Genomic DNA, 18,475 nt, shown 5'->3' on the forward strand with positions numbered 1-18,475 from the left:
ACGTCATGCGGCAAGGTCCTTGAGCGCGTCGGCGAAGCCCGCGACCGCGGCGACAAGCCGGTCGATCGCGGCGTCTTCCGTGACCGGCGACACCAACATCATGTTGTGGAAGGGCGCGATCAGCACCCCCCGGTTGATCAGCCACAGATGAAAGGCGGACATCAGGTCGGGGTCCAGGGCCTTGCGCATCTCGGCGGCGTTTTTCGGCGGCGGATCGGCGAAGACCAGCTCCACCCGCGCCCCCGCCTGAACGGCCGACCAAGGCAGGTCGTGGTCGGCGATCACCTGCCGAAGGCCCTGCACCAGGCGTTCCGATCCAGCCAGCATCCGGCCGTAGGCCGCGGGCGTCATCACATGGGTCAGCATGGCCCGCATGGCGGCCATGGCGAGCGCGTTGCCGGACAGGGTCGTGCCGATCCCCGACTGGCCGGGCCCGATCCGCGCCTGGGCCGCGTCCATCCGCGCCGACAGCTCGGCCGTCACGCCCCACACCGCGGCGGGAACCCCGCCGGCGATGGCCTTGCCGATCACCAGCATGTCCGGCTCGAGGCCGTGGAGGACGCCATAGCCGCCGGGTCCGGCGGACAGCGTATGGGTCTCGTCGAGGATCAGCAGGGTTCCGGCGTCGCGGGTGAGATCGCGCAGTCGCTGACGGAAGCCCGGCTCCGGCAGGATCATGCCGCAATTGGTCATCACCGGTTCGGCCAGCACCGCGGCCACGTCGCCGGGGGCCAGGGCCGCCTCCATGGCAGCGAGGTCGTTAAACGGGACCACCCGGGTCGTGATGGTCATGTCGCTCACCTGGCCCAGCAGGCCCGGCTTCATGACCGGAACCCCGTCCTTCAAGACCACGAAGGCGTCCTCGACCATGCCGTGATAGCAGCCGTCGAAGATCAGGATCACCGGCCGCTCGGTGACCGCGCGGGCCCAGCGGATCGCCGCGCGGTTGGCGTCGCTGGCGGTGGTCGCCGTCTGCCAAAGCGGCAGGCCGAAGCGCTCGGCGAGCAGGCGGCCCACGACCACCGCCTCGGCGGTCGGCAGCATGAAGCCCGCCCCGCGCTTGAGCTGGTCGGCCACCGCGGCGGCGACCTCGGGCTGGGCGTGGCCGAACATCGAGGGCGTGTCGCCCAGGCAGAAGTCGTCATAGAGGCCGGCGTCGACGTCGGTGACCTGCGCGCCATGGCCCTGGGCGGCGAAGATCGGGACCGGGCTCGCCCAGTCGCCCATCCAGTGCATCGGCGCGCCGCCGCGCCAGACCGCCGCCGCCTGGCCGGCCAGGGCGACAGAGCGCGGATGAGTCGCCGCAAACCGCGCGACCTCGGCCGCCCACAGGCCCGCCAGGGTCTTGGACTGGGGATCCGCCAGAGGCTGGGCCGACAGGGTCACGCGGGCTGGGTCCTTAGATTGTGATCACAGTTTTGCGCCGCCGGCCGTCTGTCAAGCTTCCGCATCACGGGCGGGCCTCGACGGCGGCGCGCATCTTCTCCATGCCTTCGGACAGGTCAGCGGCGATGGCGCGGCGGGCGGCCTCGGCGTCCCGCGCCTTGAGGGCGGCCACGGCCTCGGCGTGATGGTCGGCGACCAGGTTGTCGGACCCCACTCGCCCGAACACCACCCGCATGAAGGGGCCGATCTGCAGCCACAGGCCGGCGGCCATGGACAGCAGCACCTCGGCCTCGGCCCGCTCATAGATGGCGAAGTGGAAGGCGTGGTTGGCGGCCATGTAGGCGGCGACGTCTCCGGCCGCCAGGGCGGCGTCGAGTTTGGCGTCCATCCCTTGCAGCGCCTTGATCAGGGCGTCGTCAGCCCGGCCCGCCGCCCGCGCCGCCAGCTCCGGCTCGATCCAGAGCCTCGCCTGCTCCAGCTGCTCCAGCCGCGCCGCGGTGAGGGAGGGCACGCTCAGCCGCTTGTTGGCCGGATTGATCTCCAGCGCCCGCTCGGCGACCAGCCGGCGGACGGCGTCGCGCACCGGCATGGGGCTGACGCCGAGCTCGACGGCCAGCCCCCTCAGGCTCACCCCGCGCCCGGGCGATGGCGCCGGTGATCAGGGCCCGGCGGATGGCCTCATAGACCTGGTCATGCACCGCCTGGGAGTCGGCCAACGGGCGCCTGGGGGATGCGGCGGGGGGCATGCGATCGGCGGTCTCCGGCGATTGCGATCACAGTGCACGAAGTCCGGCGCGGCGCCAGCCCCGGCGCGCGCACCGGCCATGGAACGATTGTGGCGCGTGGCGCTTCCTTGGCCGGACGGCGCAGGGCAGACTCGCGGACGCCGTCGCAACGGCCAGGGACCTCGATGACCGCACCTCCCCATGAGCCTGGCCTGGAAGACGCCGTCGAGATCGGCCTGGGACGCCTGCGCGCCCATATGCTCAATCTGGCCGAACTGATCTTCCTGAGGGTTCTCCAGCGGTCGCCCCGACATCCCACGGCCACCCGCCTGCTTGGCGTGACGCGCTTCAAGCTGGGAGAGCCCGACGCGGCGCTCACCCTGCTGCGCGCGGCGGTCGAGGCGGCGCCCGACGATCCCGCCGGCTGGTGCGATCTGGCCATGGGGCTGGGTCAGTCGGGAGACACGGCCGCCGCGGCCGAGGCGCTCGCCCGGGCCGACGCCCTGCTCGATCCGGCGACGCCGGCGCCCGACCTCGCCCATCTCACCTGGTCGAGCGATCGCTGGACCATGGACTTCAAGCTGGTCGACTACGACTACACCGCCCGCATCCGCTATGGGGCGGGCAAGCCGCCCCATCCTGAGCTTGAGGCCCAGATCAGCGCCGGCCGCGACCGCTACGCCGCCCTGCTGGCCGAGATCGCCGAGATCGCATCGGACTTCACCCAGATCCCGATGGGCGGGGACAACGAGGATCCGCACCCCTTCTGGCTGAACGCCTGGTTCAATTCCCTCGACGCCATGGTGCTGATGCAGATGCTGCGCCGGGGCGATCCCGCCCGCTTCGTCGAGATCGGCTCGGGCCTGTCGACCAAGTTCGCCCGGCGCGCCGTCCAGACCTATGGCCTGCGCACGCGGCTGACCTCGATCGATCCGCAGCCTCGCGCCGAAGTCGACCGCATCTGCGATCACGTCATCCGCAAACCGCTGGAGGCCTGCAATGTCGAGATCTTCCAGGCCCTGGAGCCGGGCGACATCCTGTTCCTGGACAGCTCGCACCGATCCTTCCAGGGCTCCGACGTCACCGTCTTCTTCCTGGAGATCCTGCCCCGGCTGACGTCCGGCGTGATCGTCCACGTCCACGACGTCTACCTGCCCGACGACTATATCAGCGGCCACGTGCAGCGGCTGTGGAACGAGCAGTACCTGCTGGCCACCGCCCTGATCTTCGGCCCCCAGGCCTTCGAGATCCTGTCGCCCAACTGGTGGATCAGCCAGGACCCGGCCCTGCTGGCCCAGGCCCGCGCCACGCTGCGTCCCGGCCCCCTGGCCGGCCTCGACATCTATGGCGCCTCGTTCTGGATGCGGAAGACCTAGCCAAGCCCCGCCCCCTGTGACTTCCGCGCACCGCCCCAGCGCCACCTCAAGTTTACCCTTGCCAAAACGGTAGTCCTCACTACCGTCTTGAAAACTTCATAGGGGACGTTGGACGATGACCAAGATGGGAGCCCTGGCGGGCGTTGGACTGGCCGCCCTGCTGGCGGCGAGCGGGGCGCACGCCCAGAGCTCGGGCGGCAACGAAATCGAAGAGGTCGTGGTCACGGCGCAGAAGCGGGCCGAGAACCTCCAGGACGTTCCCATCGCCATCACCGCGCTGACCGGCGAGACCCTGCAGAACCAGCGCGTCGGCAACCTGCTCGGCCTGACCGGCCTGTCCCCGGGCCTGCAGATCAAGACCGACGACAACGCCGCCAACCCGCGGATCTTCATCCGCGGCGTCGGCGTCAACGACTTCAACCCCTCCACGGCCAGCGCCGTCGGCATCTATGTGGACGGGGTCTACGTCGCCTCGCCGCTCGCCCAGCTGGCCTCGTTCTACGACCTGCAACAGGTGGAAGTGCTGCGCGGCCCGCAAGGCACCCTCTATGGCCGCAACACCACCGGCGGCGCGATCAACGTCACCACCAAGAAGCCCACCGACAGCTTCCAGGCCGACGCGGCGATCGACTACGGCAATTTCCACGCGATCAACGCCCAGGGCGGCGTGGGCGGCCCGATCCCCGTGCTCGGCGACGCCTTCTCCTTCCGGGTCAGCGGCATCTACAACAAGGATGACGGCTACACCCTCAACCGGCTGACCGGGAACCGCGGCAATGACGCCGATCGCTGGGGCCTGCGCGCGGCCCTGCGCTACAAGCCCGACGACAAGCTGACCGCCGACCTGACGCTCAGCCTGAACCAGTCCCGCGGCGGCTCGATCCTGGCCTATAACCGCTCCCTGATCGCCCAGACCGCCGAGTCCGCCGGAACCTTCGATCCCTCGCTGGGCTACGCGCTGTGTAAGCCGGCCTATTACACCTCGGGCCAGTGCACCAACGTGCTGGGCTACGCCAACACCAGCGGCAACCTCTATCAGGGCGACTACCAGTTCGAGGGCAAGGACATCCTCAAGCTGTTCGGGGCCGCCTCGACCATCAGCTATGACTTCGGACCTGTGACCCTGGTCTCGGTCACCGGCTACCAGCGCGCGGCCCGGGACGACTGGGAAGAGACCGACGCCAACCCGATCCCGATCATCACCGCCCGGTACATCGCCCGCGAGGAGACCACGAGCCAGGAGCTGCGCCTGCAGTCGAACGGCAAGACCCAGCTGCGCTGGCTGGCCGGGCTCTATTTCGCCAACGACTATCTGAACAACAACTCGACCTATGACGTCCTGGCCGCCCTGCGCAATCCGACCGCGTCGAACCCGACCGGCGCCGATCCGGCCAACTCCATCGCCCTGTTCGGCTGGCCCCTGCACCAGACCTCCAAGAGCTACGCCGCCTTCGGCCAGGCCGACTATGACGTCACCGACCGCCTGACCCTGACCGTCGGCCTGCGCTATTCGATGGACGAGAAGCAGTTCCACTATGTCAGCGAGGCGGAAGGCGGGCTGATCCCGATCTTCACCTTCGACGACTCCAAGACCTTCCGGTCGCTCTCCGGCCGGCTGGGCGTCCAGTACAAGCTGACCGATGACGCCAACGTCTACGCCACCTATAACCGCGGCTATAAGAGCGGCGGCTTCTTCTCCGGCCAGACCACCGAGCCCTCGGACCTCGGCCCCTATCAGGACGAGAAGGTCAACGCCTACGAGGTCGGGACCAAGGCGGAGTTCTTCAATCGCCGCCTGCGGACCAACCTCTCGGCCTTCTACTATGATTACAAGGACCTGCAGGTCTACACCGTGATCCAACGCGGCGCCCTGTCGGTGCAGTACTTCACCAACGCCTCGGCCGCGAAGATCTACGGGGCCGACGCCGAGATCGAGGCGACCCCGGCCCAGGGCCTCGACCTCAGCCTGGGCGTCTCCCTGCTCAGCGCCGAGTACAAGGACTTCGTCTCAGTCGGCACGGACTATTCCGGCAACACCCTGCCGTCCGCGCCCAAGGCCAGCGTCAACGGCTCGGTCCACTACAGCCATCCCCTGCCGATCGGCGAGTTCGTCGGTCAGGCGGACTTCACCTATCGGACCAAGGTCTATTTCGACACGGCCAACACCGAGCGCCTGAGCGACCCGACCCGCACCTTCGTCAACGCCCAGCTGGCTGGCGTCTGCAGGACGGCAAGTATGAGATGGGCGTCTGGGGCAAGAACATCTTCGACGAAACCAACATCGTCGACATCACCCCGATCGCCGGCCTCGGCTTCGACGTGTTCAGCGTCGGCCAGCCGCGCACCTACGGCGTCTATCTCCGGGCCAAATATTGAGCTCGGAACCGATCCGAACGGGCTGGATCGGCCCGCGCCCCACCCCCGCCCAGCAGGTCGCGACCTTCTGGGTGGGCATCATGGGGGTGATGTTCGCAGGCGTCGGCCCGCTGCTGCTGGGCGGGCTGCAGTCCTCCGGTCGCCTGACCGCCGCCCAGCTGGGCCAGGCGGGCACGGTGGAGCTGTTGTCCATGGGGGTCGCCGCCAGTCTGGCGGGGCCCCTGCTCGGCGCGAAGCGCCTGCGGCTGATCGCCGTGGTCTGCGGCCTGATCATGACCGGCCTCAACCTCCTGACCACCCATGTCAGCGGCGATGTCCTGACCCTGGTGCGGGCCGTCAACGGCCTGCCCAGCGGGGTGATGATCTGGTTGGTCACCGGCATGATCGTCCGCTCGCCGCGCCCCGAGCGCGGATCGGGCCTCTATCTCACCCTGCAGACCCTGGCCCAGCTGCTGGTGGTCGCAGGCGTCAGCGCCTTCGTGCTGAAGCCGCTGGGGGTCGATGGAGGCTTCGGGGTGCTGGCGGGCCTGTCCCTGCTCACCGCCGCCGCCGGCCTGCTGGTCCCCGACGCCTATTGGCCGCTCACCGACCATGACCAGGGGCCGGGCGGCCTGCCCAGTCCGCGCGGCTGGGTCGCGCTCGCCGCCGCCCTCTGCTTCCAGGCCTTCATCTTGGCCTTCTGGATCTATGTGGAGCCCCTGTCGCGCCAGTCGGGCCACGCCCAGGGCGTCGCCGGGGCGGCCATCTCGCTCTCCCTGGCGGCCCAGGTCGCAGGCGGCTCGGCCGCCACGGCGCTGGCCGGTCGGGTGTCCTGGTTCAAGGCGCTCGCCGGCGCCATCACCCTGATGATCGCAGCCCTGTTCGTATTCGGCATGCGCCCGGCCGCGCCCCTGTTCCTGGCCTGCTCGGGCGCGTTCGGCTTCCTGTGGATCTTCGCCTCCCCCTATCTCACCCCGCTCGCCATCGAGGCCGATCCGACGCGCCGGGCGGCCATGCTGGGCCCGGGGGCAGGCCTGCTGGGCTGCGCGGCGGGACCGTTCCTGGCCTCTCTGCTGGTCAGCGACAGCGATGTCCGCGGCTCGGTCTGGCTGGGCGTCGGCCTGGCCCTTGTGACGCTGGCCCTGATCATCGGCTTGCATTTGACCCGGCCCCGCGCTGTCTTGACGTCGTGACCCCCGCGGAGAGACCCCCGGCCGGGGCGGATCGAGGAGCGGAGCGCGGAATGCAGACCCAGACGGCGAAACGGACGGCCGGGCGAAAGGCCGTTCCCGTGGACGCCGCCATTCCGCTCGAGGCCAAGCTCCAGCCGACCCAGGCCCGCGCCCAGGACACCTACGAAGTCGTGCTGGCCACCGCCGGCGAGATGCTGCGCGAGATCGGCTTCGAACAGCTGACCACCAACGCCATCTGCCAGAAGGCGGGCCTGACCCCGCCGGCGCTCTATCGCTACTTCCCCAACAAGTACGCGATCCTGAAGGAGCTCGGCGACCGGCTGATGGCCGCCCAGGACGAGGCCGTGCTCGCCTGGATCGAGTCCGGCGGCCTGGAGGGCGAGACCATCGAGGCGCGCATGGCCAAAAGCCTGGCCATGCATCGCAGGATCATCGAGATCACCCTGGCCTTCCCCGGCGGCCCCGCCATCGGTCGGGCGCTCCGCGCCATTCCCATGCTGCAGCAGCTGCGCTTCGACAGCCGTGATTTCGTCGCCGGCAAGTTCTTCGACGCCATGCGCTCGCGCTATCCCAATGTGTCGGACACCCGACTGCGGGTCGCCATGCGCATGATGGTCGAGCTGAGTTACGCGGCCATGGAGATGGTGGTCGAGGAGCCGGACCGCGACGCCGACCTCGTCAATCACGAGATCTGCCTCCTGTTCGCCCTCTATTTCGAGAGCTTCGCCTAGAGCCGCCGAAGTCCGCTTGCCAGAACGATAGCTTTGACTATCGTCTCGCCGAGTTCAGGAGGACGAACCTTGGCGGAATGGAGCAACTGGTCGGGCAGCGTATCGGCCGCCCCGGCGACCCTGGCGCGGCCCCGCGACGCCGGAGAGCTGGCCGCCCTGGTCAGCCGCGCGCCCAAGCTGCGCGTGGTCGGCGCCGGCCATTCCTTCATGCCGCTGTGCCAGACCGACGACCTGTTGATCAGCCTCGCCGACTATCAGGGCCAGGTGGAGATCGCCCCGGACCGCAAGACCGTCTGGGCGCCCGCCGGCTGGAGCCTGGACCGGCTGACCGCGGCCCTCTGGGCCCAGGGCCTGTCCCTGATCAATCAGGGCGACGTCAATCCGCAGTCTCTGGCCGGCGCCACCGCCACCGGCACCCACGGCACGGGCGCCGAGCTGGGCAGCCTGGCCACCCAGGCCTGCGGCTTCCGGCTGATGGGCCCGGACGGCACGATCGTCGAATGCGGCCCCGACCAGAACCCGGATCTCTTCCAGGCTCAACGCGTCTCGCTCGGCCTGCTGGGGATCGCGACCGAAATCCGCATCAAGGTCCTGCCGGCCTATCACCTGGAGGAGAAGATCACCCGCCGTCCCCTGGCTGAGGTGGTGGAGCAGCTGGACGACCTGGCCGCCGCCACCCGCCACATGGAGTTCTTCGTCTTTCCCCACTCCGACGACGTGATCTTCAAGACCCTGCACCCGGCCGACCCGGAGGGGCCGTTCGGCGGCGGGACCGACATCGACGAGAGCGCCTTCCGCATGATCTGCGACCTGGGAGCCGCCGCCCGGCCCCTGATCCCCAGCTTGCAGAGGCTGATGATGCGGCTGTCGGGCAAGCCCCAGCGTCGAGTGGGCCCGGCCTATCAGATCTTCCCCTCGGACCGCTCGATCCGCTTCGAGGAGATGGAGTACGAGCTGCCGCGCGCCAACGGCCTGCCGGCGCTCAAGGACGCCATCGCCCATATCCGCAAGCGCCGCCTGCCGATCCTGTTCCCCTTCGAGTTCCGGCTGGTGGCCGGCGACGACATCTGGATGAGCCCCTTCAACCAGGGGCCGGGCGCCTCAGTCTCCTTCCACCAGTACGCCAAGATGCCCTGGCGCGAGGCGTTCAACGAGGTCGAAGCCGTGTTCCGCGGCCATTCCGGCCGTCCGCACTGGGCCAAGCGCCACAGCTTGACCGAGGCCGATGTTCACGCCCTCTATCCCCGCGCCAAGGACTTCCTGGCGGTGCGCAAGGCGGTCGATCCCGACGCCAAGTTCGCCAATGCGCATCTGAGCGATCTGTTCGGCATCGACGGCTGAGGACGAGAGACATGAACGACCAGGACCTCCACGCCCACCTCATCGGCCGCCAGGGCTCCCGCCGCGACCTCAACACCCCGGTGCTGGTGGTCGAGGAAGGCGCGCTCCAGCGCAACATCGCCCGCATGGCCGAGTTCGCCGCGTCCAAGGGTGTGAAGCTTCGTCCCCACGCCAAGACCCACAAGAGCGCCGACATCGCCAAGCTGCAGATCGCCGCGGGCGCCGTGGGCCTGTGCTGCGCCAAGCTCGGCGAGGCCGAGGCCCTGGCCGACGGCGGGGTGCTCAAGGGCCTGCACATCACCTCGCCGGTGGTCTCGCCCCCGGCCATCGCCCGCCTCACCCAGCTGAACATGCGGGTCGAGGACATGATGAGCGTCGTCGATCATCCGGATAACGCGCGGGCCTTGGGCGTCGCGGCGGCCGCGGCCGGCAAGCCGCTGAAGGTGCTGATCGATATCGACCCCGGCATCCGCCGCACCGGCGTCGCCTCGGCCGAGGCCGCCGTCGCCCTGTTCCAGACGATCCAGGCCGAACCCGGCCTGACCTATATGGGCGTCCAGTTCTATTGCGGCGCCCAGCAGCACATCGAGGACTTCGCCGCCCGCAAGGCCGCCGCCGAAGACCGCGCCGCCTATCTCCGCGCCTGCATCGCCGCCCTGACCGAGGCGGGCGGCGCGCCCCAGATCGTCAGCGGGTCCGGCACCGGCACCCACCGCATCGACGCCGAGTTCGGCCTGTTCACCGAATTCCAGGTCGGCTCCTATGTCTTCATGGACAGCCAGTACCTGGCCTGCGCCGAGATCGGCCCCTACGAGACCAGCCTGTTCATCGACGCCCGCGTGGTCAGCGCCAATGCGCCGGGCATGGTCACGGTCGATGCAGGCTTCAAGGCCTTCTCCACCGACGCCGACAAGCCGGTGATCCTGGCCGGCGCGCCGGAGGGCTCGAAGTACTTCTTCATGGGCGACGAGCACGGGGCGGTCATCCTGCCCCCCGGCGCCGACCAGCCCGCCCTGTCGGATATGGTCACTCTGGCCGCCCCGCACTGCGACCCGACGGTGAACCTCTATGACACCTATCACGTGGTCCGAGACGGCACGCTCACGGCGCTGTGGCCGGTCTCGGGACGGGGTCGCTCGCGGTAGTCGGCAGCGGGTCAGACCCGCCGAAGGCCGTCGATGAAGACATCGGTGATGCGCAGCGCCGACGCCTGCCAATCGGCGGAGCTGTCGGCGTAGAAGATCCCGATGACCGTCCGCAACAGATCCTCCGCCGTGATGTCAGGCCGCAGCTCTCCGGCGGCGACGCCCCGGTCGAGCAGCAGGCCCAACGCGGCGGTCAGGCGGGCGAAGGAATAGGCCTTCAGCTCGGTGGAGCCTGTCGCCACCAGATGCAGCGCCTCGACCATTCCGCGCTTGGTCGCCACCAGCCGGACATTGGCGTGCAGCCACAGCCGCAGCGCCTCGACAGGCGGCGCCTCGCGCGCCAGCCGTTCGGCGAGATCGCCCAACTGCTCCACTTCCCGGCGGTAGACCGCCTCGAACAGCGTCTCGCGGGTTGGGAAATGCCGGTAGAGCGTGCCGATCCCGACCCCGGCCTCACGAGCCACCGCCCCCAGGCTGGCCTGGGGCGCCCCGGCGCTGAACACCTTCGTCGCGGCCTCGATCAGCCGGTCGCGATTGCGCGACGCATCGGCGCGCGGGCCGCGGCTCGACTTGGCGGGGGCGGAGTCCATCGCTTAGCCGTACACCTTATCGCTTGCTAAACGGAGGGGTCCTCCGATATAAGACGGGAGCTGATCCGGAACGACTCCGTTTTCCGTCAGCGCGACCTCGCCTTCCACCTCAGATCACTCCCCGCGCTCGCGTCCCAACGCCGCCGTCGGCGGCTCGCCGTCCCACACCCCTAGTCGGAGCAGAGCCATGTCGCTCTCTTTGAGCCTCAACATCAATGGCCAGATGCGCGCCGTCGATATCGACGACCCGCGCATCACCCTTTTGGACCTCCTGCGCGAGCGTCTGGAGCTGACCGGCGCCAAGAAGGGGTGCGACCGCGGCCAGTGCGGCGCCTGCACCGTGCTGGTCGATGGAAAGCGGATCAACGCCTGCCTCGCCCTCGCCGTCACCCTCGACGGCGCCGAGATCACGACCATCGAAGGCCTGGCCGGCGAAGACGGCCTGCACCCCGTCCAGGCCGCCTTCATCCACCATGACGGCTTCCAGTGCGGCTTCTGCACCCCGGGCCAGATCATGAGCGCCGTCGGCCTGCTGGCCGAGGGCCACGCGGGCGACGATCCGGAACGTGTGCGCGAGCAGATGAGCGGCAATCTCTGCCGCTGCGGCGCCTATCGCGGGATCACCGAGGCGGTGCTCGACGCCCATCGCACCCTGAACGCCACCGCCCGGGAGGACGCCGCGTGAACCGGTTCGACTACATCCGCCCGGCGAGCGTCGCCGAAGCCGTCGCCGCCGCGACCCAGCCGGGGTCCGCCTATCTGGCCGGCGGCACCAATCTGGTCGACCTGATGAAGGGCGGCGCCCTGCGCCCGGATTGCCTCGTCGACATCTCCCGCCTGCCCGGCCTCGACCGCATCGAGTGGCTGGCCGACGGCGGCCTGAGGATCGGGGCCCTGGTGCGCAACGCCGACCTCGCCCATGACGCCCTGGTCCAGGCGCGCTTCCCGGCCGTGTCCGAAGCCCTGCTGTCGGGCGCCTCGGCCCAGCTGCGCAATGTCGCGACCCTGGGCGGCAACCTCCTGCAGCAGACCCGCTGCCCCTACTTCTATGACACCGCCAGCGCCTGCAATCGGCGGGCGCCGGGCTCAGGCTGCGACGCCTTGCAGGGCGAGAACCGGTCCCATGCGGTGCTGGGCTGGAGCGATCACTGCATCGCCACCCATCCGTCGGACCTCTGCGTGCCGCTGGTCGCCCTGGACGCCGTGATCGAGGTCCAGGGGCCGCAAGGATCGCGGGGCATCCCGCTGGAGACCCTGCACCCCCTGCCGGGTGACACACCGCACCTGGAGACGATGCTCAGCCCCGGCGAGCTGATCACCGCGGTCCGGATTCCGGCAGAGGCCATCGCCGTAGCCGGCCACGCCCGCTATCTGAAGGTCCGCGAGCGCACCTCCTTCGCCTTCGCCCTGGTCTCCGCCGCCGCGGGGCTGGAGCTGGACGGCGGCGTGATCCGCAAGGCGCGCCTGGCCCTGGGCGGTGTCGCGGCCAGGCCCTGGCGGGCCCGCGTCGCCGAAGCCGCCCTCGAAGGCGGCCCGGCCACCGCCGAGGCCTTCGCCCGGGCCGCCGAGGCGGCCCTCGCCGACGCTCGGCCCTCGGGCGACAACGCCTTCAAGATCGAGCTCGCGCGCCGGATCCTGATCCGCGCCCTGCAGGAGGCCCTGGCCGGGACACCCGAGCAGCGTCCCGCCCTGCCCGCCTCGCCCTTCGCCCCGCCGTCCGGAGCCCGCCATGTCGCTTGAGACCCCCGCCCCCCTCACGCCCTATCCGCGCCACGGCTCCAATAGCGGTCAGCCGATCAGCCGCCGCGACGGCGAGCTGAAGGTCACCGGCCAGGCCACCTACGCCGCCGACAACCATCCCCCGGGCCTGCTCTACGCCGTGACCGCGGTCAGCAGCATCGCCCGCGGGCGGGTGGCCGCCCTCGATGTCGCGGCCGCCAAGGCCCATCCCGGCGTGGTCGAGGTGATCACCCCCGCCAACCGCCCGCCCCTGTCCCACGACCCGGACGTGAAGCTCGGCATGTTCGGCTTCCGCATCGAGGTGCTGCAGGACGACAAGGTGCGATACGCCAACCAGCCGATCGCCCTGGTCCTCGCCGAGAGCCTCGAGGCGGCTGTCGAGGGCGCCGCCCTGCTGCGGCCGCGCTACGAGGTCGAGCCCGCCCGCACCGGGCTCGGCAACGGCGATCGTTACGCCCCCGCCGCGGTCGGGGTCGGCGCCCCGCCGCGCACCGCCTTCGGCGATCTCGACGCCGGCTTCGCCGCCGCCGACCAGGTCATCGAGGCCGAGTTCACCACCCCGGCCCAGTTCCACAACGCCATGGAGCCGCATGCCGTCGTCGCCCAATGGGACGGCGACCACCTGACCCTCGACATGCCCAACCAGGCCCTGGTCATGAGCCGTGAGGCCTATGCCGCCTATTTCGGCGTGCCGGGCGAGAACGTGCTGATCCGCTCGCCCTTCCTGGGCGGCGGCTTCGGCTCAAAGGCCATCCTCAACGGCCCGCAGATCCTGGCGATCCTGGCGGCGCGCCATATGCGACGGCCGGTGAAGCTGGTCCTCAGCCGCGCCCAGATGTACGGGCCGGTGGGACACCGCGGCCGCACCTGGCAGACCCTGCGTCTGGGCGTGGATGGCGAGGGCCGCCTGACGGCCATGCACCACCATTCCCTGGCCGCCACCTCCAGCTTCGAGGATTTCCTCGAGCCCGCCGCCAACGCCTCCCTGCACGCCTACGCCAGCCCCGCCATCCTCTCCCAGACCGAGGGCCTTCGGCTCGACATCGGCACGCCGGGACCTATGCGGGCCCCGGGCGAGGCCTCGGGCTCCGCGGCCCTGGAAGTCGCCATGGACGAGGCCGCCCTGGCCTGCGGCATGGATCCCCTGGCCTTCCGCCTGAAGAACTTCGCCGAGACCGAGCCGGGCACCGGCCGACCCTATTCCTCCAACGCGCTGCGCGAATGCTACGCCGAGGGCGCCAAGGCCTTCGGCTGGGCCGGCCGGCCGCTGCAGCCGCGCCAGATGCGCGACAAGGACGGGCTCCTGGTCGGCTGGGGCATGGGCACAGCCCTGTTCCCCTGCCCCCACTTCCCGGCCGAGGCCCGCGCCACCCTGCGCGCCGACGGCACGGCGCTGGTGGAGACCGCCGGGGTGGACATGGGCCAGGGGGCCTGGACCGCCTTGGCCCAGATCGCCGCCGAGGCCCTGGGCCTGGATCCCGAGCAGGTGGAGTTCCGCTCCGGCGTCTCCGACCTTCCCGACGCGGGCGTCGCCGGCGGCTCCGGCCATACGGCCAGCGCGGGCCTCGCCCTGCACAACGCCGGCCAGAACGTCATCGCCCGCCTAGCCGAGCTGGCCGGCGCCGATCCCGCTTCGCCCCTGTTCGGAGCGGGCAATATCGGGGTTGTGGCCAAGGGAGGCCGGCTGCACCGCCGCGACGACGAGGGCCGCAGCGAGAGCTATGCCGACATCCTGGCCCGCACCGGCCAGACCGAGCTGGTGGGCACGGGCCGCATGGCCCGCGACGAGGAGGCGGTCCAGGCCTGGGCCATGTACTCGCACGGGGCGGTGTTCGCGGAGGTCAAGGTCGACCCCGACCTCGGCATGGTGCGCGCCACCCGGCTGGTCGGCGCCTTCGCCGCCGGCCGGATCATCAACCCCAAGCTGGTCCGCAGCCAGTATTACGGCGGCATGATCTGGGGCGTGTCCTTCGCCCTGCAGGAGGCGGCGATCGCCGATCCGCGGACGGGGCGCATCATGAACGCCGACCTCGCCGAGTACCGCATTCCGGTCAATGCGGACGTCCCGTCGCTCGAGGCGATCCTGGTCCCGGAGGACGACCGCTACGTCAATCCGCTGGGCGTGAAGGGCGTGGGCGAGATCGGCATTACCGGCACGGTCGGCGCGATCGCCAACGCCGTCTGGCACGCCACCGGCGTGCGCGTGCGGCGCTTCCCGATCCAGATCGAGGACCTGCTGGGCGGCGGCTAGGCCCCAGGGTCAGGGGTGAGGCCTACAGCTTCACCCCGCCCGCCTGGATCTTCGCGTAGCCCGCCTTGGTCAGCTTCACATAGCCCTTGGCGGGATCCTTGTAGAACAAGGGGTTCTTGATCACGCCCGGATCGAAGCCGTCGGCCACCAGGTCGATCTTGCGGTACTTGAAGGTGCCGGTCGTCTCGATGGCGGGCAGCAGGCGCACGAACACCGGCTGGGCGTAGGGCGGCAGTTCGCGGCTCACATAGTCCCCAAAGGCCTTGAGGTCGAAGTCGGCGTCGACCACCAGCCCGGCCATGCCGGCCTTGCCATCGGTCTCAGGCACGGCGACGCCATAGATATTGGCCTCAGCCACCCCGGGCACGGCGCTCAGGCGCTCGGCCACCTCGCTGGTGGAGACGTTTTCGCCCTTCCAGCGGAAGGTGTCGCCGATCCGGTCGACGAAGTAGAAATAGCCGTCGCCGTCGGTCTTCATCAGGTCGCCGGTGCGGAACCAAGCGTCGCCCTTCTCGAACACGTCGCGCAGGATTTTCTTGTCCGAGGCGGCCTTGTCCACATAGCCGGTGTATTCGCTGCGGGCGTCCGCGCCGATCTTGCCCAGGCACTCGCCGATCTGGCCGGGCCCGCATTCCACGCAGAAGCCGCTGGCCGTGCGCACCGGCGCCTCGGCCTCGACATCGAACTGCACCAGCCGGATGTTGAAGCGATTGCGCAGGTACTTGGGCGCCCGGCCGATGGCGCCCACTCGGCCGTCGAAATTGAACATCGACACATTGCCCTCGGTGGAGCCGTAGAACTCCAGCACCTCGGGTATGCGGAACCGCCGCTGCAGCTCGGCCCAAACGTCGGCGCGCAGGCCGTTGCCGAAGGCCAGCCGGACCTTGTGGGCGGTGTCGGCCTCGCTCGCGGGATGATTGACGAGGTAGCGGCCCAGCTCGCCGATATAGACGAACATGGTGCAGGCCTCGGCGGCGATCTCCTCCCAGAAGTGGCTGGCCGAGAACTTCTTGCGGATCACCGCCGAGCCGCCGTTGAGCAGGGCGGCGCCCAGGCCGCAGAGGCCGCCGGTGGCGTGATAGAGCGGCAGGGTCACATAGACCCGGTCCTTGTCTGTCGCCCCGGTCGCCCCGGCGAAGCCGCGCATATAGAGCTGGCCGCGCAGGTGGGTGATGCGGGCCGCCTTGGGCAGGCCCGTGGTGCCCGAGGTGTAGATCAGCAGGCAGGTGTCGCGGGCCGTCATGTCCTCGCGCACCGAGCGGTCCGGCGGCAGCTGGCTGCAGCTCTTCAGCGCCTGGACCAGGTCGCGCTGGTCGCCGTGCGCGGCGCCCAGCACCCATTGCTGCATGTGCCGCTCGGTCTGGGACTTGATCCCCTCGAACACCGGCGAGGTCTCGGAATCCACGATCACGTGCGAGGCGCCGGAGATGTTCAGGCAGTGCAGCAGGGGCGCGCCGGCCAGCTGGTTGTTGATCAGGGCGGTGACCACGCCGACCTTCGACAGGCCGTACCAGATGGGAAAATATTCCAGCCGGTTGGGCATGAACAGGGCGACCGTCTGGCCGCGCCTCAGGTTCAGGCTCTTGGCCCAGTGGGCGTAGCGGTTGGCGATGGCGTCCATCTCGCCATAGCTGACGGTCTTGCCCTCGAAGGTCAGCGCCGGCCGCTCGCGCCAGGTCTCCACCGCCGCCTGGATGTCGTCGCACAGCAGGTTCGGGCTGTCCGGCGCGATGGTCTTCACGCGCTTGAGGGTGCGGTTGAGGCCCTTGAGGAACCTCCACTCACGTTCCAATTGGGCCTTCAAACGCATGCACCCCTCCGACACCCCACCTTGAGGGGGCGCGCGGCGACGGGTCAAGCTGGGCCTTCGGCTCAATCATCGCGGGGTCGCTTCGAGCCGCCGCCGCGACCTGATAGTCTCAGCTCATGACCGTTCTGCCCGCCGCCATCCTGTTCGACCTGGACGAGACGATCCTGTCCTTCGGGTCCCGCCGTCAGATCCTCCAGGAAGTGATCGAACAGTTCCCGGAGTCCTTCGCAGGGGTCGATCCCTTCGCGGCGTCTCAGGAGATGGAAGCCGCCTTCCGGGCCTTCTGGAGCGACGAGACCCGCCATGCGATCTGGCGGCAGAACCTGGGCGAGGGCCGCATCCTGGCGGTGCGCGGCGGCTTCGAGCGCCTCGCCGACCGCGCGCCCGGCCTGACCGAGGACTTCGCGCGGACCTTCGGCGCCCGCTTCCACGGCTATCGCGAGGCCCAGGCCAAGTTCTTTCCCGGCGCCCTGGAAACCCTGGAGGCCCTGCGCCGGGCGGGGGTGCGGCTGGCCCTGGTGACCAATGGCGCGGCCGAACCGCAACGGGCCAAGGTCGACCGGTTCGACCTCGCCCCCCGCTTCCACCACGTGCAGATCGAGGGCGAGGCCGGGTTCGGCAAGCCCGACCCCCAGGCCTATCTGCACGCCATGGCGACCCTGGGCGTCGAGGCCCACCAGACCTGGATGGTCGGCGATAATCTTGAATGGGAAGTCGCCGCGCCCCAGCGCCTGGGCATCTATTCCATCTGGCACGACCATCTGGGCGAAGGCCTGCCGCCGAACTCGCCGGTGCGGCCCGACCGCATCATTCGCGCCATCGCCGAGCTCAATCCCGGCGCCTGACGCCAGCTTGACCGCAATCGTGGCGAGATCCTGGCGTCATTCGGTCAGAATTCGACGCGAATGCGTTCAGTATATGTCCGGCAATTATTGGAATGATCCCTTAGTCAGATATTTTTTCGCGGGCGTCAACCCAATATAGAGTTGGGAAAGCGGCGAGTTTCGCACCACAAACCTCAGAGATGCTCAACCAAAATCCGGAACGCTGACCGCGAGCGGCCGTTACCCTTCCGAACCACATCTGGAGGGTTTGAACATGTCTGCCGAGTACGCTGCTTTTTCCCGCCCCGCCCTGTCCGCCTCGGACTTCCAACGCGACGAGCCCGCGGCTGAGGCCGGCGCCTTTGCGCCCACCCCCATCTACGCCCGCACGGCCGCCCGCCGCAGCCGGGTCAATCCGGCGGTCTGGGCCATTCTCCCGGTCGCCGCCCTCGCCATCGGGGTCGGCGCCTATGTGATGAACCAGCCCAAGGACGACCTGATGGTCTCGACCGCCCCGCCGCCCGCGGCGGCCAGCATCGAGACCCCGAAGGTCGCCGAAACGACCCCGACCATGGCGCCCGAAGCGCCGGCCAAAGACGTCCAGACCTACAAGTCTGAATCGGTCCGCACCCAGGTCGCCCAGGCCGCCAAGCCCGCGGCGCGCAAGGCGGTGGTCGCCCATCGGGCGGCGAACGCTGAAACCGCCGGCGCTGACGCCAGCGCGTCTGTCCCGACGACGCCCATGCCCTATGCGCCGTCGGCCCAGACGTCCGCTCCGGCCCCCGCGCCGGTGATGGCGCCCCCGCCCGCGGCCTCGGTCGTCACCCCGGAACCGGCGGCGCCTGCCGCGCCGACGCCGGAGACCACGCCGCAGCCTGAGGCCACGACCACGCCCCAGGTCTAACCCCTTTGCCCACAGGCCGGGTCCCTCCCCTCTCCCCGACCTGAAACTGAAACGGCCCCTCCGTAGCGGAGGAGCCGTTCTTTTTGTCGGGGCGCGGGACAGGC

Annotated in this window: 14 protein-coding genes and 1 pseudogene; 11 read left to right on the forward strand and 4 right to left on the reverse strand. The window is 69.7% G+C overall.

The window, feature by feature from the left end; genetic code table 11:
- Window positions 1–3: 3 nt before the first annotated feature.
- Together MQH10_RS02350 and MQH10_RS02355 are read right to left on the reverse strand one after the other, a co-directional pair.
- Window positions 4–1,386 (reverse strand): aspartate aminotransferase family protein, encoded by a 1,383-nt coding sequence (locus MQH10_RS02350; protein ID WP_242562466.1) that lies wholly within the window; start codon window positions 1,384–1,386, stop codon window positions 4–6.
- Between the two features lie 64 nt (window positions 1,387–1,450).
- Window positions 1,451–2,132, reverse strand: a pseudogene (locus MQH10_RS02355) (GntR family transcriptional regulator).
- A gap of 164 nt (window positions 2,133–2,296) precedes the next feature.
- On the opposite strand from MQH10_RS02355, the gene MQH10_RS02360 reads away from it, so the two are divergent.
- The 6 genes from MQH10_RS02360 (at window position 2,297) to MQH10_RS02385 (ending at window position 10,252) form a co-directional block, all read left to right on the forward strand.
- Window positions 2,297–3,487, forward strand: a complete 1,191-nt coding sequence (locus MQH10_RS02360) for a class I SAM-dependent methyltransferase (protein ID WP_242562467.1) — start codon at window positions 2,297–2,299, stop codon at window positions 3,485–3,487.
- A gap of 115 nt (window positions 3,488–3,602) precedes the next feature.
- Window positions 3,603–6,458 (forward strand): TonB-dependent receptor, encoded by a 2,856-nt coding sequence (locus MQH10_RS02365; protein WP_242562468.1) that lies wholly within the window; start codon window positions 3,603–3,605, stop codon window positions 6,456–6,458.
- Entirely contained in the window at window positions 6,343–7,035 is a 693-nt protein-coding gene (locus MQH10_RS02370) for a hypothetical protein (protein ID WP_242562469.1), read from the forward strand. Before MQH10_RS02365 ends, MQH10_RS02370 begins: the two co-directional genes overlap by 116 nt.
- A gap of 50 nt (window positions 7,036–7,085) precedes the next feature.
- Window positions 7,086–7,766 (forward strand): TetR/AcrR family transcriptional regulator, encoded by a 681-nt coding sequence (locus MQH10_RS02375; protein ID WP_242562470.1) that lies wholly within the window; start codon window positions 7,086–7,088, stop codon window positions 7,764–7,766.
- A gap of 69 nt (window positions 7,767–7,835) precedes the next feature.
- Entirely contained in the window at window positions 7,836–9,107 is a 1,272-nt protein-coding gene (locus MQH10_RS02380; protein ID WP_242562471.1) for a D-arabinono-1,4-lactone oxidase, read from the forward strand.
- An 11-nt stretch (window positions 9,108–9,118) separates the two neighbouring features.
- A complete protein-coding gene (locus MQH10_RS02385; RefSeq protein WP_242562472.1) occupies window positions 9,119–10,252 on the forward strand; it encodes a DSD1 family PLP-dependent enzyme in 1,134 nt (377 codons plus the stop codon).
- Window positions 10,253–10,263: 11 nt separating this feature from the next.
- Here MQH10_RS02385 and MQH10_RS02390 read toward each other — a convergent pair whose 3' ends face one another.
- Window positions 10,264–10,842, reverse strand: coding sequence for a TetR/AcrR family transcriptional regulator (locus MQH10_RS02390; RefSeq protein WP_242562473.1), 579 nt, complete (start codon window positions 10,840–10,842; stop codon window positions 10,264–10,266).
- Window positions 10,843–11,029: 187 nt separating this feature from the next.
- Between MQH10_RS02390 and MQH10_RS02395 the strand changes: the two genes are divergently transcribed.
- Genes MQH10_RS02395 through MQH10_RS02405 form a run of 3 tightly spaced genes read left to right on the forward strand, consistent with a single transcriptional unit; the run spans window position 11,030 to window position 14,833 of the window.
- Entirely contained in the window at window positions 11,030–11,527 is a 498-nt protein-coding gene (locus tag MQH10_RS02395) for a (2Fe-2S)-binding protein (RefSeq protein ID WP_242562474.1), read from the forward strand.
- Complete coding sequence (locus MQH10_RS02400) at window positions 11,524–12,582, forward strand: FAD binding domain-containing protein (protein WP_242562475.1); 1,059 nt, start codon at window positions 11,524–11,526, stop codon at window positions 12,580–12,582. The genes MQH10_RS02395 and MQH10_RS02400 overlap by 4 nt, the downstream gene beginning before the upstream one ends.
- Window positions 12,572–14,833, forward strand: a complete 2,262-nt coding sequence (locus MQH10_RS02405; protein WP_242562476.1) for a xanthine dehydrogenase family protein molybdopterin-binding subunit — start codon at window positions 12,572–12,574, stop codon at window positions 14,831–14,833. Before MQH10_RS02400 ends, MQH10_RS02405 begins: the two co-directional genes overlap by 11 nt.
- Window positions 14,834–14,855: 22 nt before the next feature.
- On the opposite strand, the gene MQH10_RS02410 is transcribed toward MQH10_RS02405, so the two are convergent.
- Window positions 14,856–16,643, reverse strand: coding sequence for a long-chain-acyl-CoA synthetase (locus tag MQH10_RS02410; protein WP_242562477.1), 1,788 nt, complete (start codon window positions 16,641–16,643; stop codon window positions 14,856–14,858).
- A 116-nt stretch (window positions 16,644–16,759) separates the two neighbouring features.
- Here MQH10_RS02410 and MQH10_RS02415 point away from each other — a divergent pair, with 116 nt between their 5' ends.
- Window positions 16,760–17,488: an HAD family hydrolase gene (locus tag MQH10_RS02415; RefSeq protein ID WP_242562478.1), complete on the forward strand. Its 729-nt coding sequence runs from the start codon at window positions 16,760–16,762 to the stop codon at window positions 17,486–17,488.
- A 253-nt stretch (window positions 17,489–17,741) separates the two neighbouring features.
- Window positions 17,742–18,371, forward strand: coding sequence for a hypothetical protein (locus MQH10_RS02420; RefSeq protein WP_242562479.1), 630 nt, complete (start codon window positions 17,742–17,744; stop codon window positions 18,369–18,371).
- Window positions 18,372–18,475 lie beyond the last annotated feature (104 nt).

It is taken from the genome of Phenylobacterium aquaticum (assembly GCF_022695515.1).
GTDB classification, from domain to species: domain Bacteria; phylum Pseudomonadota; class Alphaproteobacteria; order Caulobacterales; family Caulobacteraceae; genus Phenylobacterium; species Phenylobacterium aquaticum.

What these genes read in the sequence shown, in the direction of transcription:
- MQH10_RS02390 (WP_242562473.1), bottom strand. Translation starts at nt 10,842, where the DNA reads ATGGACTCCGCCCCCGCCAAGTCGAGCCGCGGCCCGCGCGCCGATGCG.
- MQH10_RS02360 (WP_242562467.1), top strand. Translation starts at nt 2,297, where the DNA reads ATGACCGCACCTCCCCATGAGCCTGGCCTGGAAGACGCCGTCGAGATC.
- MQH10_RS02410 (WP_242562477.1), bottom strand. Translation starts at nt 16,643, where the DNA reads ATGCGTTTGAAGGCCCAATTGGAACGTGAGTGGAGGTTCCTCAAGGGC.
- MQH10_RS02405 (WP_242562476.1), top strand. Translation starts at nt 12,572, where the DNA reads ATGTCGCTTGAGACCCCCGCCCCCCTCACGCCCTATCCGCGCCACGGC.
- MQH10_RS02375 (WP_242562470.1), top strand. Translation starts at nt 7,086, where the DNA reads ATGCAGACCCAGACGGCGAAACGGACGGCCGGGCGAAAGGCCGTTCCC.
- MQH10_RS02365 (WP_242562468.1), top strand. Translation starts at nt 3,603, where the DNA reads ATGACCAAGATGGGAGCCCTGGCGGGCGTTGGACTGGCCGCCCTGCTG.
- MQH10_RS02420 (WP_242562479.1), top strand. Translation starts at nt 17,742, where the DNA reads ATGTCTGCCGAGTACGCTGCTTTTTCCCGCCCCGCCCTGTCCGCCTCG.
- MQH10_RS02395 (WP_242562474.1), top strand. Translation starts at nt 11,030, where the DNA reads ATGTCGCTCTCTTTGAGCCTCAACATCAATGGCCAGATGCGCGCCGTC.
- MQH10_RS02385 (WP_242562472.1), top strand. Translation starts at nt 9,119, where the DNA reads ATGAACGACCAGGACCTCCACGCCCACCTCATCGGCCGCCAGGGCTCC.
- MQH10_RS02415 (WP_242562478.1), top strand. Translation starts at nt 16,760, where the DNA reads ATGACCGTTCTGCCCGCCGCCATCCTGTTCGACCTGGACGAGACGATC.